12 protein-coding genes and 1 tRNA gene are annotated in these 14,063 nt (G+C 72.0%); 8 read left to right on the top strand and 5 right to left on the bottom strand.

All coding sequences use genetic code 11. The features are described from left to right. Positions 1 to 72: 72 nt before the first annotated feature. Positions 73 to 1,128 carry a cytochrome P450 gene (locus WA788_RS25430; protein WP_335981041.1) on the bottom strand — a complete coding sequence of 352 codons (1,056 nt, stop codon included), beginning with the start codon at positions 1,126 to 1,128 and terminating at the stop codon, positions 73 to 75. A gap of 161 nt (positions 1,129 to 1,289) precedes the next feature. Further along, the gene (locus WA788_RS25425; RefSeq protein ID WP_335981040.1) at positions 1,290 to 1,379 is read right to left on the bottom strand and encodes a tryptorubin family RiPP precursor; all 90 of its coding nucleotides are present in this window, start codon (positions 1,377 to 1,379) and stop codon (positions 1,290 to 1,292) included. Between the two features lie 341 nt (positions 1,380 to 1,720). Here WA788_RS25425 and pepN point away from each other — a divergent pair, with 341 nt between their 5' ends. Both pepN and WA788_RS25415 read left to right on the top strand, forming a co-directional pair. Next, positions 1,721 to 4,258: an aminopeptidase N gene (gene pepN, locus WA788_RS25420; RefSeq protein WP_335981039.1), complete on the top strand. Its 2,538-nt coding sequence runs from the start codon at positions 1,721 to 1,723 to the stop codon at positions 4,256 to 4,258. Positions 4,259 to 4,283: 25 nt separating this feature from the next. Then, positions 4,284 to 4,616 (top strand): hypothetical protein, encoded by a 333-nt coding sequence (locus WA788_RS25415; RefSeq protein ID WP_335981038.1) that lies wholly within the window; start codon positions 4,284 to 4,286, stop codon positions 4,614 to 4,616. A gap of 41 nt (positions 4,617 to 4,657) precedes the next feature. On the opposite strand, the gene WA788_RS25410 is transcribed toward WA788_RS25415, so the two are convergent. Next, positions 4,658 to 4,730 (bottom strand) — tRNA-Trp (locus WA788_RS25410). A gap of 88 nt (positions 4,731 to 4,818) precedes the next feature. Next, positions 4,819 to 6,339, bottom strand: a complete 1,521-nt coding sequence (locus WA788_RS25405; protein WP_335981037.1) for an MFS transporter — start codon at positions 6,337 to 6,339, stop codon at positions 4,819 to 4,821. Between the two features lie 173 nt (positions 6,340 to 6,512). Between WA788_RS25405 and WA788_RS25400 the strand changes: the two genes are divergently transcribed. The 5 genes from WA788_RS25400 (at position 6,513) to WA788_RS25380 (ending at position 11,829) form a co-directional block, all read left to right on the top strand. Further along, complete coding sequence (locus WA788_RS25400; protein ID WP_335981036.1) at positions 6,513 to 7,160, top strand: TetR/AcrR family transcriptional regulator; 648 nt, start codon at positions 6,513 to 6,515, stop codon at positions 7,158 to 7,160. A gap of 112 nt (positions 7,161 to 7,272) precedes the next feature. Further along, positions 7,273 to 8,421: a Fic family protein gene (locus tag WA788_RS25395; RefSeq protein ID WP_335981034.1), complete on the top strand. Its 1,149-nt coding sequence runs from the start codon at positions 7,273 to 7,275 to the stop codon at positions 8,419 to 8,421. Positions 8,422 to 8,465: 44 nt separating this feature from the next. Then, positions 8,466 to 9,329: a Gfo/Idh/MocA family oxidoreductase gene (locus WA788_RS25390; RefSeq protein WP_335981033.1), complete on the top strand. Its 864-nt coding sequence runs from the start codon at positions 8,466 to 8,468 to the stop codon at positions 9,327 to 9,329. Beyond that, positions 9,326 to 10,267, top strand: coding sequence for an ADP-ribosylglycohydrolase family protein (locus WA788_RS25385; RefSeq protein ID WP_335981032.1), 942 nt, complete (start codon positions 9,326 to 9,328; stop codon positions 10,265 to 10,267). Before WA788_RS25390 ends, WA788_RS25385 begins: the two co-directional genes overlap by 4 nt. A gap of 440 nt (positions 10,268 to 10,707) precedes the next feature. After that, a complete protein-coding gene (locus tag WA788_RS25380) occupies positions 10,708 to 11,829 on the top strand; it encodes a response regulator (RefSeq protein WP_335981031.1) in 1,122 nt (373 codons plus the stop codon). A 54-nt stretch (positions 11,830 to 11,883) separates the two neighbouring features. Here WA788_RS25380 and WA788_RS25375 read toward each other — a convergent pair whose 3' ends face one another. Next, positions 11,884 to 13,194 carry a carbohydrate-binding protein gene (locus tag WA788_RS25375; protein ID WP_335981030.1) on the bottom strand — a complete coding sequence of 437 codons (1,311 nt, stop codon included), beginning with the start codon at positions 13,192 to 13,194 and terminating at the stop codon, positions 11,884 to 11,886. Between the two features lie 311 nt (positions 13,195 to 13,505). On the opposite strand from WA788_RS25375, the gene WA788_RS25370 reads away from it, so the two are divergent. Then, positions 13,506 to 14,057 (top strand): hypothetical protein, encoded by a 552-nt coding sequence (locus WA788_RS25370; RefSeq protein WP_335981029.1) that lies wholly within the window; start codon positions 13,506 to 13,508, stop codon positions 14,055 to 14,057. Positions 14,058 to 14,063: the final 6 nt, after the last annotated feature.

Here is a 14,063-nt window from a genome sequence, read left to right as displayed (position 1 = left end):
ACCGGCGGCGGCCGTAGGCGGCTTCGCAACGTGGCTATGCAACGTGGCTTCGCAACACGTATCGCGCAGCGCTCAGTTGCCGCTGCCACGCACCATGCGCAGCTCGGCGATCTCCAGCAGGCCGTCCAACTCGACCTTGGCGCGCGTCTGGTGGGGGCTGACGCGCAGACCGCTCTCCCGGACGATCGTGAGCAGCCGCTCGGCGAGCGGCAGCACCATGTGCCGGCCCCAGCAGCGTTCCGAGGCCGGGCCGAAGGGCAGGTATCCCGGGTGGGTCTCGCTGTCGAGTCCGTCCCAGCGTTCGGGTGCGAACTCGGCCGGGTCCTCCCACAGTCCGGGGTCCCGGTGGCTGAGCAGCGGCAGCAGCAGGACGTCGTCGTCGGCGCGGATGCGGGCGTCGACCGCGGCGAACTCCGGTGAGGCGACGCGGAGGATGTTCCATGACGGCGGCAGCAGCCGCAGCGCCTCCAGGATGACGTTGCGGTCCGGCACGTCGTCGGCGAACGGCGCCCCGAGCCACAGCGCGTTGGTGACCAGGGCGGAGACGGTGAAGCACACCGGCGCCGCCACCCGCCGGTACAGGTACATCGCATAGCGCCGGTCGGCGTACGACGTCGAGCCGAGCACCAGCGCGGCCAGCCGCGACAGGGGTACGTCCCGGCGCGGCGGGCGCAGGAACGCGGCGCCCGAGGCGACGGCGGACCAGGTGATCTTCGGGGTGAGTTCGAGGCGCCGGTCGACCAGCACGCGGAAGCGCAGGCTCTCGTCGCCGAAGACGAGGTCCCGCAGGTAGGTGTGGGCGACGTGCGGCCAGGTGCCGCTGAGGTCCGGCACGGGCCCGCCGGTCCGTTGCAGCGCGGCCCGTACGTCGCCGCCGACGGCCTGCATGAAGGCGGCGGCGTCGGTACGGTCGACGAGGCGGCCGCGGACGGGTTTGAACGTCGGGCGCTCGGCGGCGTTCGCGGGCCGGGTGGCGAGGACGCCGTTCATCAGGTCGGGGCCCGCCAGGCCGACGGTGTCGGGCTCCAGGCGGAACAGCGGGCTGCCGAGGTGGCGGTCGAGCAGCGCCTGGATTCTCGGGGCGAACTCCACCGGCCGGGTGCGGCCACCGGCACGTAGCTCGGGCATGCGCGGACTCCCTGGAGGCGGGTGGGCGGGCCGGGTGCGGGTGGGCGGGGGCGGGCGGCGGGCTCTCCGGTCGCCGGCCGGCACGGGCCTGCTCGGACGGGCTGCGGAACGCCGGACCCGGGCCCGTGCAGGCGGGCCCGGGTCCGGCGCGGCCGCCGCCGTCAGACCCAGCCGTACCAGGCGTACGCCTTCAGGCTCTTCTCCGGACGGAACCTCTTGACCAACCGCACCAGCTTCATGGACACCTCCACACAGCGCGCAGACGCGAACGGGCGATTCGGACGTTCGAAGAGAGCCCGCTGCGCTCCGGCATCGATCCCCGGGGCCCAGAAAGCTCACCGCGAAAGGTGAACCCCTGGGGGAACAAAGGTGCTTACGGGGCTCACGTGGCAAGTATTCCGTGCCCGCGGCCGGTCGAAACGGAATGGGCCGGACCGGGCGGCAGGAGCGCGTGCCGGACCGGGCCGGGGTGTCCGCGACCGGCCGCGGGCGGTACGTCCCGACAGGATACGGTCCGAGAGGGTACGTCCTGGCGGTTCGCTGCCTGCGGAATCGGGTTGTCCGGCGGGCCGCCGTGGGACAGCATGCGGGCATGCCAGCCCTGCTCCGTGACGAAGCCCAGGTCCGCGCCCAGCTGCTCGACGTCCGCTCGTACGCCGTCGCCCTGGACATCACCCGCGGTGCGGACACCTTCCGCAGCACCACCGTGATCCGGTTCGACTGCGCCGAGCCCGGCGCGGCGTCCTTCGTGGACATCGAACCCTCGGTGCTGCTGCGTGCCGAGCTGAACGGCCGCCCGCTCGACCCCGCCACGCTCGACGGCAACCGCCTCCCGCTGCCCGAACTCACCGCTGCCAACGAGCTGTTGGTCGAGGCCGACCTGCCCTACTCGCACACCGCCGAGGGCCTGCACCGCTTCACCGACCCGGCCGACGGCGAGACGTACGTGTACACCGCCTGCGCGCCCGACCTCGCCCCGAAGGTCTTCGCCTGCTTCGACCAGCCGGACCTGAAGGCGCCCTTCACCTTCACCGTGACCGCCCCCGAGGGGTGGACGGTGATCGGCAACGGCGCCACCACGGCGCTGCCCGACGGCAGGTGGCAGGTCGGCGCGATCGGCCCGATCTCCACCTACCTGACCGCGGTCGTCGCCGGCCCCCTGCACCAGGTGCGCGCCGAACACGACGGCATTCCGCTCGGCCTGTACGCGCGCCGCTCGCTCGCCGCCGAACTCGACCGCGAAGCGCCGGAGTTGTTTGCTCTGATGGGCGCCTCCTTCGACCGCCTGCACCAGCTCTTCGACGTGCGGTACCCCTTCGACGGCGGCTACTACCAGGCGTTCCTGCCCGAGTTGAACTGGGCGGCGATGGAGAGCCCGGGCTGTGTCACCTTCGAGGACAAGATGCTCTTCCGCTCCGCGCCGACCGACGCGCAGCGCGCCCAGCGGGCCATGGTGGTGTGCCACGAGATGGCGCACATGTGGTTCGGCAACCTCGTCACCCTCCGCTGGTGGGACGACGTGTGGCTGAACGAGTCCTTCGCCGAGGTGCTCGGCTACCGGATCGCGGCCGAGGCCACCGGCTACACCAGCTCCTGGACGCTCTTCTCCGCCCGCAAGGGCTGGGGTTACGACGCCGACCAGCGCGCCACCACGCACCCGGTCGCAGCCACCGGCGCCGGCTCCGCCGCCGAGGCGCTCGCCGACTTCGACGGCATCTCGTACGCGAAGGGCGCGTCCGCGCTCCACCAGCTCATGCACCGGCTCGGCGACGAGGCGTTCTTCGACGGGCTCAACACGTACTTCGCGCGGCATAGTTGGGGCAACGCCGAGCTGGCTGACTTCATCGACGCGCTCGCCGCCGCGGCAGGGCCGGAGGTGCCGGGGTGGGCCGACGCATGGCTGCGGACCACTGGCGTGGACACGCTGCGGGTCGAGGTCGAGGTCGGGGCTGCGGCCGAGGTGGGGGCTGGGGCTGGGACCGGGCCGGAAGCCGATGCGCCGGAAGGAGCCGTCGCCTCGGCCGTCCTGGTCAACGACGGCACCCGCCCGCACCGGCTGCGTCTGGGCGTGTACGAATGGGACGGCGGCGCGCTCGTGGCGCACCGCCGGCTGGACGTGGACGCCGCGCCCGGCAGCCGTACCCCGCTGCCCGAGCTGACCGGCGGCCCGCGCCCGGCCCTGATCCTGCCCAACGACGGCGACCTGACGTGGGCCCGTATCCGGCTCGACGCCCGTTCGGCGCAGACCGTTGCCGCGGAACTGTCGGCCATCGAGGACGAGTTGAGCCGCGCGGTGCTGTGGGAGCACCTCCGCGACCTGACCCGCGACGCCGAACTCCCGGCCGCCGCCTATCTCGACCTCGTCGCCGCCCATCTGCCGGCCGAGCGCTCGGACAGCATCGTGACGGGCGTACTCGACTTCACCCGGGGCCACGTCGTCGCCCGTTACCTCGGCCCAGCCGATCGGCCCGCCGCCCGACTGCGGATCGGCGCCGCCGCCCGCGCCCTGCTGGCCGCACCTGACGCCGGGCCCGGGCTGCGCATCGCCGCCCTGCACGGCGTGATCGCCCACGCGACGGGGGAGGCACAACTCGCCGAGCTCACCGCCTGGTTGGAAGACCGCGACCTGCCCGACGGCCTCACCCTGGACACCGACCTGCGCTGGGCCGCGCTGGTCCGGCTCGCCGCGACCGGGACCGTCGACGAGGAGCGGATCGCCGCCGAACTCACCGCCGACCCCAGCGACGCCGCCGCACTGGGCGCCGCCCGCGCCCGCGCCGCCCTCCCGGACGACGCCGCCAAAGCCCGCGCCTGGCAGCAACTGTTCACCCCCGGCGCCCTCACCGGTCCCCTCCTCGCCGCCACCGCCGACGGCTTCTGGCACTCCGGTTCACCCACCACCCAACACGCCTACGCCCAGCGCTACTTCGACGAACTCCCCACCGCCGCCGACCGCGGCCCCGCCGTCACCACCGCCCTCGCCCGCCGCCTCTTCCCCACCACCCCCCACCCCGACACCCTCCGCGCCGCCCACCACCTCCTCACCCGCACCGACCTCCCCCCGTCCCTCCACCGCCACCTCTCCGACAGCCTCGACGACCTCCACCGCACCCTCCTCCACCACCCCTGACCCCCGCCCACGGAAGGAGCCGGCGATGCCTGACCACCACGAGGGCACGGCGACCATCGAGTGGTGGGCCAACTCGTCGACGTGCCTGGCCCGCCTCGGCGTGTACGTCACCATCCGCGCTGCCCACGAGTGGACGTGTGAAGCCTGGTTCACACCTGCACTGTCCCCGGAGGACCAGGAGGGCTTCGACTTCCTGATGGAACTCGACCCGCTCTTCACGCTGCGCTTCGATGAGGGCGGCACGCTCCTGGTCGACGTCGTCGCCGTACCGGATGACAGCGGCCGGCTCTCGCTCACTGCCCATGAACCGGCGAACGACCGACGGGCTGGTACGAGGCGGGCAGCTCCCGCGGGCTGAGGAGGAGGGCCCGTCGTTTCGGCGCTCGCCGGGCGGGTGGGTGGAGCCGACCGGATGCGAACCGGCGTCCTCGCGGTTTTGGAGACCGCGCGTCGACCCCTGCGCTACGGCTCCCCCCGCCCCGACCCTGTCCCGGCATCCGCCGACGCCCCCGCTGACGGCTCCGCCCGGCTCCCGCCGCTGTTCGCGGCGGGAGCCGCGGTCAGGCCGGGACCCCGTCGGGGCGTTCCGCGGCGGCGCGGTCCGCGTCGTCCGGGTCCTCGTCGTGGTGCTCCTCGACGCTGTGGGAGTTCGTCAGGCTCAGCGAGCCGCCCGCGGCGATCAGGCCGACGGCGACGGCGATCACGCCGTAGGTGATCCGCTCGCCGTGGAAGAAGGACTCGACGAGGCTCCGGCTCCAGGTGCCTGCCGGGAGTTGGGTGGTGACCAGCGCGGCGATGAGGGTGCCGACCACGGCGGTGCCGATGCTGGAGCCGACCTCCTGGGCGGTGTCGTTGAGGGCCGCGCCGATGGACGTGCGGTTGGCCGGCATCGCGTCGACGAGCGCGACCGCGCAGATCGTCATGATGGTGCGCAGCCCCACCGTCATGACCACCATGCAGACGGCGATGACGGCGTACCCGTGGTAGACGCCCCAGGACATCCCGCCCAGCGCCGCTGCGAGGCAGACCGAGCCGACCAGGCAGGCGACGCGGTGGCCGAACCGGCGCGCGAGCCACTCCGACAGGGGGGTGGCGCCGAGCAACGTCACGATGATCGGCAGGTTCGCCAGGCCCGCCCGCACCGGGCTCCACCCGTAGGCGTACTGGAAGTGCAGGATCAGCCCGAACATCACGCTGGCCATCGCGATCGCCATGCCGATCTGCGCGATGGCGGCGCCGCGGACGGTGCCGTTGGAGAACAGCCGCAGGTCGAGCATGGGCTCCTTGCTGCGCCGCTCGTGCCAGACGAACGCGATCCCGGCCACGAGGGCGCCGGCGATCGACCCGACGGTGGCCGCGGACTGCCAGCCGTTGTCGACGCCGCTGGTCAGGGCGTAGCAGGCGAGCCCGATGGTGCTGATGCTCAGAACGGCGCCGGGCAGGTCGAGCGCGTCGCGGGTCAGGCCCTCCGGACGGTCGGCCGGGACGCCGAGCCGGACGCCGATGCACGCGATCAGCGCGATCGGGGCGTTGACGACGAGCAGCCACTCCCACCGCACATGGGCGAGCGCGGTGCCGCCGAGCAGCGGGCCGAGGACGAAGCCGGACATGCCGACGATGATCATCACGGTCATGGCGCGCATCCGCAGCGCCTTGTCGTCGAACAGCCGGAAGACCAGCGAGTTCGTGATGGGGGCCATCGCGGCGGCCGCGACACCGAGCGCGGCCCGCAGCGCGATCAGCTCGCCCGCGGTGGTGACGGCGATCACGCACAGGCTCAGCGCGCCGAACACGGCGAGGCCGACCAGCAGCACCCGGCGGCGGCCGAGCCGGTCGGCCATCGACCCGGCGGTGAGCAGCAGGCCGCCGAAGGTCAGTGAGTACGCGCCGGTGACCCACTGGAGCGCGGTGGTGCCGCTGCCGAGGTCGCGGCCGATGGTGGGCAGCGCGATCGACAGCAGCGTGTTGTCGACCATCTCGACGAAGAAGGCCAGGCAGAGGGCGGCCAGCGGAATCCAGGCCGCCCGCAGGGACGGATAGGTGGCGGATGGCGCGGTCTGGGGAGGCGGGGCGGTGGTCATGGCGGCCCTCCTATCGAACGAGGTTCGGCTATCGAACGGGGTTTGAATATCGAACGGCGTACGATGAGCTAAGATAGAACAACGTTCGATCGAGAGCAAGTCGCGTGGGGATGTGAGCCATGGCAGAGGTGAGGAGCCGCCCGGGGGCAGGGCGCCGGCGTGCGTCGCATTCGATGGAGTCCGTACTCACCGAGGCGGTGGCCCTGCTCGACGAGGCGGGGGAACCCGCGCTGACCTTCCGGGCGCTCGCGCAGCGGCTCGGCGGCGGCGTCGCCAGCATCTACTGGTACGTCGCGAACAAGGAGGAACTGCTCGACCGCGCCACCGACCACGTCATCGGCTCGGTGCTCGCCGACCTCGAGGCGCTCCCCGAGCGCGACGACCCGATCGACGCCCTCCGCGACATGGCGCTGACGCTCTTCGACGCGATCGTGGCCCGGCCCTGGCTGGGCTCGTACTTCATGCGCAATGTCGGCGTCCAGGGCAACTCCCTGCGCCTGTACGAGCGGCTCGGCCGGCAGACCCTCCGCCTCGACCTCGACGCCCTCCAGCGCTTCCACGCGGTGTCCGCGGTCATCGGCGTCGTCGTCGGCTCCGCGGTCGACCTCGGGCAGGAGCCGCCCCAGGAGGTCCTCGGCGGCGCCGTGAGCCGCGAGGAGTACCTCGGCCGCTACGCCCAGGCCTGGCGCGAACTCGACCCCGAGGAGTTCCCCTTCGTCCTCGAGATCGTCGACGAGTTCGACGGCCACGACGACATCGACCAGTTCCGCTCCGCCCTGGAACTCACCCTCGCCGGCCTCCGCCTCCAGTCCACCACCTGACCGTCCGGGCCCGCCGCGCCGGCATCAGGGCCGACACCCGCGCCGGCGCCCGCGTTCCGACGGCCGGCGTCGGGTCATGCGGCAATGATAGTTAGTAGGTATCATTGGACGCATGCTCTATGCGACGCCGACCCTGACCCCCGACGACGAGCGCGTTCTGGCAGAGGTCGTCGGGATGCGCTCGGAGCTGCGGCACGCGGTGAGCCAGGCGCCGTCGAAGTGGACGCAGGACCTGCGCCGTGCGCTGACGGCGTCGGCGATCGCCGCGTCCAACACGATCGAGGGCTTCCAGGTCGACGTGCGTGACGTCGCCGACCTGATGGACGGTGAACGGGAGGGCATCGACGCCAGCGAGGCCGACAAGGCGGAGACCCTGGCCTGTCAGCAGATGATGACCTACATCCAGTCGCTGTACGACGTCGCGGATTTCACCTACAGCAAGGGGCTCCTCAACGCCCTGCACTGGATGCTGCAAGGCCATCACCACAGCCGCCGCAGGCCGGCCGGGCAATGGCGTCCGATGCCCATCTTCATCAGTGCCGCGGGCGATCCGCTCAGCGTCGAGTACGAAGGTCCGCACGAGGACCGCCTGCCCGCACTCGTCGGCGAGCTGGTGGACTGGCTCAACGAGGGCGACCTCGATGTGGACCCCCTGATCCGTGCCGCCATGGCCCACCTCAACCTCGTGAAGATCCACCCGTGGGTCGACGGCAACGGCCGGATGTCGCGCAGCCTGCAAACCCTCGTCATCGCCAGGGAGCATGTTCTGGCACCCGAGTTCTCCTCGGTCGAGGAATGGCTGGGGATGCCCGGGCATACGTGGGACTACTACAAGGTGCTCCGTGACGTCGGCGGCCCCGTGTACTCGCCGGAGCGCGACACGGGGCCGTGGATCTCCTTCAACCTGCGCGCCTATCACGAGCAGGCGCAGCGCGTACGCCATCGTGTGGAACGTTCGACGGATGTGTGGGTCCTGCTCGACGGCTACTCCGCGGCGCTCGGCGTCAGCGAACGGCAGGTCTCCGCGTTGCACGAGGTGGCCATCACCGGGCGGGTGCGCCGCTCGCGCTACGAGAAGAGCGAAGGACTCAACTCCCAGCAGGCCACGCGGGACATGCAGGCCCTCGTCAGGTCGGGAATCCTCGCCGCCGTCGGGCAGACCAAGGGGCGCCACTACGTGGCCGGCGACCGCTTCCCCCCGGACGTCCTCGAGGCCGCCCACCGCCGCCACACGATCCGCGACCCGTACGATCCTCACTGACCGCCGGTGGCCTGGTCCCGTACCCCGGGCGGCGGAGGAGGGTCATGCGCATCGGCATCGTCGGCACCGAGAGCAGCCATGTCGACCACATCGTGCACCACCTTAACGTCGAGGCCCTGGGCGGCGATGCCCGCGTGGTCGCGCTGAGCGGCGGCGCCTCGGAGCGCAACGAACTCCTGTGCGCGAAGGGCGGGTTGGAGCGGATCGTCGAAGTGCCTACCGATCTGCTGGGCTTGGTCGACGCCGTGATGGTCACCGACCGCGACGGCGCCCTGCACCGCGCCCACGCCGTGCCCTTCCTCGAACAGGGCCTGCCGGTCTTCGTGGACAAGCCGCTGGCCTGCGACATCGCGGACGCGGAGGCGATCATCGCCGCCGCCCGCGCCCACGACGCGCCGCTCACCTCGTACTCGGCGCTGCGCGCGCTGCCCGACACCGACGCCCTCGCCGCCGAGACCGCGGCCCACGGCGGGGCGGAGGTCGTCGCCGTGTCCGGCCCCGCCGACCCGCAAGGCCCGTACGGCGGTGTCTTCTTCTACGGCATCCACGCCGTCGACACGGCCCTGCGCCTGGCCCCCGGCCCCCTCGGCGACATCCACGTGGCCCGCACCCCCACGACCCTCACCGCGACCACCACCGCCGGCACCACCCGCGTCGTCGTCACCCTCGTACGCCCCACCGAGACCGCGCAGATCCCCTTCCACGCCATGGCCGCCACCCGCACCCACCTCACCCAGCGCACCCTCACCCTCGGCGACCACTACCTCCTGCCGGGCCTGCGCACCTTCCTCCACATGGCCCGAACCCGCCAACTGCCCCTGTCCTACGACGCGTTGCTCCACCCGATCCACCTCCTCCACGAGCTCGCCCGCACCCCCGGCGCCCCGACCCCACGGCTGCCGAAATGACACCCCGCGAGGACCGCGCCGCCGGCGCGGTGGTCGGTTCGGCCGTAGGAGACGCGCTGGGCGCGCCGTTCGAGTTCGGCCCGGCGGGCGCCTTCTCGGCCCGCTTCCCCCGCCCCGGTGGCGGCGGGGAGATGTGCGGTGGCGGCGGCTGGGAGCCCGGCGAGGCCACGGACGACACGCAGATGGCGGTGCACGTCGGCGAATCGCTCCTGGAACGGGGCGGGTTGGACCTGCCGGACGTGTTCGCGCGCTTCCGGCGGTGGGCTGCGGCCGACCCGAAGGACATCGGCCTGCAGACCGAGGACGTCCTGACCAACGGCCTGCCCTGGGACAGTGCCGCCGCGGAGCACTTCCGCACCAACCAACGCGCCGCCGGCAACGGCGCGTTGATGCGCGCGGCCACCTCCGCGGTCTACTTCGCCGCACACGGCCGCAGCGCCACGATGGAGGCCGGACGCCGGCTGTCCGCCCTCACGCACGGGGACCCGGCGGCGTGGGAGGGCACCGCGATCCTCCACGAACTGCTGCGCGTCGCGCTGTCCGGCGGCGACCCGCTCACCGCGATCCCCGCCACCCTCGCCGCCGCCCACGACGACCACCGCGACCGCTACGCGACCGTCCTGGCCCCCGACTGGCACCCTTCCCGGGCCTCCGAGTTCAACGGCGCCGTCTGGCCCTGCCTCGGCTCCGCGGTCTGGGCGGTGCGCACCACCACCTCGTACGAGCACGCGGTCCGCGCAGCGATCGACCTCGGCGGCGACACCGACACCGTCGCGGCGGTCACCGGCGCCCTGGCCGGCGCACTCCACGGCATCACCGCCGTCCCCGCCCGCTGGACCACCCCGCTCCACGTCCCCCTCCCGGCAACGCCGGCCCCCCACCGAACCCTCCGACTCCCGCACCTCACCCACCTCGCCCACCGCCTGGCGACCGCCTGACGCGACGCTTCCGGGCAGCCGTGTCACCCGACTGCTGCCAGGGTGTTGCCCGTCCGCTGCGGTGGGTCCCGTTGCGGGCCGCAACGGTGTTGCGTGCCGCCAGTCTGGATGCCGTCGGGCCGATCGGCCGGGCAGGGCGTGCGGCGGCACCCGCCGCGGAAAGAGGTCTTCAGTGCGTACACCGTTACTGACCGTCAGAGCGGCGCTGGTCTTCACTCTGGCCGTGCTGGCGGGACTCGGCGCCGGAGTGGTGTCCGCGGTGGGCGGCGTCGAGCCCACCCAGTGTGTTCTGTGCGGAGCAGGGACTTTCGGTGTGGCGGTTCCCTTCTTCGATCGGCTCATCGGCGGTACCGGGCCCGAGTGAGAGGAGCCGACGCCATGCTTGGCATCGGACCAGAACCGCCCGGTGCGGAGACCTGTGGACAGGAGGGCACGGAGGGATGGGCGAATTAAGGCCGCTGGCCGAAGAGTTGGACGACGACTGCCGAGCGTTCGCGCAGGCGCTGCGTACGCTCTTCGCCGGCTTGGGGGTATCGGTGCGTCGGTACGCTGCCCGGCGCTACCGCGACGCCGGGACGGTCTCCCGCTACCTGGGCGGCACGCGGGTGCCGCCCTGGGAGTTCGTGGTCGAACTCTTCGCCGACCTCGCCGCGGATCACGGCGCTCCGGCGACGCCGCTGACCCTGGAACGCGTCCGTGAACTGCACCGCCTCGCGGTCCAGGGCGGTGTCCCCCCGGCGGACGGGGTGCAGGTCCTTCAGCAGCAACTGGCCGACGCCGACCGTGAGGCACGCCGCGCCACCGCGCAGGAGGACGTGCTCGGCGATGCGTTGCTGGACCGCCAGCACCGCATCGCCGACCTCGAAGTGCGTTTCAGTCTGCTGGAGTCGCAGTGGTTGGCCGAACGCACATCGACCCAGCTGCCGCCGGACGGGTCGGGCAGCGTGGACGACCTGCTCGCCGAGCGCCGGCGACTGGAGAGCCAGGTCAGGACACTGGAGACGGAGCTCGAGGAGACCCGGCTGCGGGTCATGCTCGCGGAGTCCCGGTGCGACGTCCTGGAACGGCAACTTGCCATCGCCGAAGGGCCGTTGCCCGCACTCGGCACGATCGAGCAGGCCCCTGCCGCTGTCCTGGCCCCCCCGGCCGAGGCGATGTTGCGGAACCCGGCGCGCATCCTGATCGTGGACGACAAGCAGCCCAACCTTCTCGCACTCGAGGCGGTGCTGGCCGGTCTGGGGCACGAGGTCGTGACCGCGGACTCGGGCCAAGCCGCGCTCAAGGCCCTGCTGGACAGCGAAGGGTTCGCCGTCATCCTGCTCGACGTGCAGATGCCGGACATGGACGGCTACGAAACGGCCCTCCACATCAAACGCCGGGCCCGCACCCGCAACATCCCCATCGTCTTCCTGACCGCCATGGACCACGACCCGGCGCACATCTTCCGCGGTTACACCGCGGGCGCCGTCGACTACCTGGTCAAGCCGTTCGATCCCTGGATCATCCGTGCCAAGGTCGAAGCCTTCGTCCAGATGCACCTGGAGGCCCGCGCCACGCCGTGACGACGGCGGGCCGCGCACGGGGGTGCCGTGCGCGGCCCGATCGCGGCGGGGCGGTCAGTGCCCGAGGTCGCTCAGGAACTTCTTCGTGTACTCCAGCGCAGTCGTGCTGGGGACGGAGTTGCAGGTGGGGGAGGCGTACGTGTACGAGCAGGGCGTGTCCCGGTCCAGCGACCAGTAGTGCAGCCCGGCCAGGCCGTTGCTGACCGCGTACGACGACAGCGTGTCCACGTCCGCGGCGGTGAAGGTCTCGCTGGTGGCGTCGTTCATGCCGATCATCGGGGTGACGGCGATCTTGCTCGCCGGGACCCCGTAGGTGTGCTCCAGGTTCTTCACGGCCTGGATCGCCGACTGCGCCATCTCGCAGGTGCCGCCGGAGACGACGCACACGCTGCTGGAGGCGTTGCCGTAGTCCATGGTCATCAGGTTGATGACGTACTTCTGGAGGTTGGAGGCGAGGACCGCCTTGACGACCGTGTCGCCGAGCGAGTTCACGCCGCCGTAGCCGCCGTCGGACGCGCCCAGCGTGGCGAGGGTGAAGGAGAACTGGAGGTTCGGGTACTGCGCCTGCGCGCCGGCCGCCGCGGCGACCAGGTTCTGGATGTCCGACGCGCTCTGGCCGCCTTCGATGTCGAAGTCGATGCCGACCAGGTTGGGGCTGGCGTAGCGGGCGATGAACGACTCCATGCCCGCCGTCGAGCCGCAGGTGAAGCTTCCGGCCGCGCCGCCGGTGGACACGACGTAGTTCAGCCCGGCGGACTTCAGCTGCGGCACGTTCTCGGCGGCCCAGGAGGCACCCGGGACGCCGCCCCAGTTCTCGCTGCCGCAGGCACCGGTGGCGAACGAGACGGTGAGCGCGGGCAGGTTCGGCACGTACTGCGACACCAGGCTGCCGGAGCCCACCACCGGCAGCGCGGACCCGGTCACGGCCGACTGCATCTGGTAGGTGTTCCAGTTCATGTTGATGGTGACGTCCTTGTACGGGCTGAAGAGCAGCCCGCTGGCCGAACCCGTGCCGGTCCCGCCGCTGCCGCCGGTGGAGCCGCCCGTGGACCCGCCGGTGGTCCCGCCCGTGGACCCGCCGGTACACGCGCCGGCCGATGTCCAGGGCTGTCCGCTGCCGGCGCCGCCGTTGCTGGTCGCGGGGTCGTTGCCCTGAGTCCAGTAGTTGGCCGTGTAGTTGGTCCCGTTCTCGCTCGCCTGCTGGCCGGCGGTGTAGACCGTGCTGGAACTCCACGCCGCGGCGCAGGTGGAGGCCGCCTGCGCGGCGGGCGCCGAGGCCATCGCGAAGGCCGCGCCGCCGATGGTCAGCCCGAGTGCCGAGCCGGTGATGAGTGCCTTGCGCAGAACGTGTCTTCCGACGCGCATGGGAATCCTCCAGGAGTGAGGGGCGCTCTTGCGTCGCGGCGCCTCGCCCCGCTGACCCGGTGGGTGGGCGAGGCGGCCGCTTCGCACGTGGGGGTGAACGAAGTGGTCCTGAAACGTCGAGCAGATTGGTCAAGACCAATATGTAGGGGCGGCGCGCGGGCCGGTCAACCCTTCAACAAAGTTGCATAATTACTTTGGCCGGATCGGGCGGCAGCCCCCAGGGGGCCGACGGGGGTGGAGACGCGATCTCCACCCCGAGCTCAACCCGTGGGTTGAGGGAACGGGGCCCGCCGCAGCGGATGCTCGATGCCATGACCACCACCGACTGGATCATCGACATCGTCCTCGTGCTCATCGTCTTCCGGCAGATGCGCGAGGAGCGGCTCACCGTCCGGACCGTGCTGCTGCCGCTGGCCATCATCAGCTGGGCGGCGGCCACCTACCTGCACCACATCCCCACCGCCGGCAACGACCTGCTGCTGGCGGGCATCTTCGTCGCCGTGGGCATCGCCTTCGGCCTCGTCGGCGGTCTGCTCACCCGCGTCCGGCTGGCCGACGGCCACGTACGGATACGCGCCTCCGTGGGCGCGGCCGCCCTGTGGGTGGTCAGCATGGGGTTCCGGCTCGGTTTCGCCGTGTGGTCCTCGCACCCCTCCGGTGAGGTCCACGTCGCGCACTTCTCCGCCGCGCACGACATCACCAGCGCCCAGGCGTGGGTGGTGGCGCTCATCCTGATGGCGTTCGGCGAGGTCGTGGTCCGGCTGGGCACCATCGTCCTGCGCGGGCAGCTGCTGCTCGGCCGCGCGAAGCGCGACGGAACGGCCGCCTCGGAGCAGCAGCCCCGGCCCGCCGAGTACGTCTGACCGCCG

This window comes from Streptomyces sp. CA2R106, from assembly GCF_037034245.1.
Taxonomy (GTDB): domain Bacteria; phylum Actinomycetota; class Actinomycetes; order Streptomycetales; family Streptomycetaceae; genus Actinacidiphila.
This window is presented reverse-complemented; position numbering and strand designations above follow the sequence as displayed.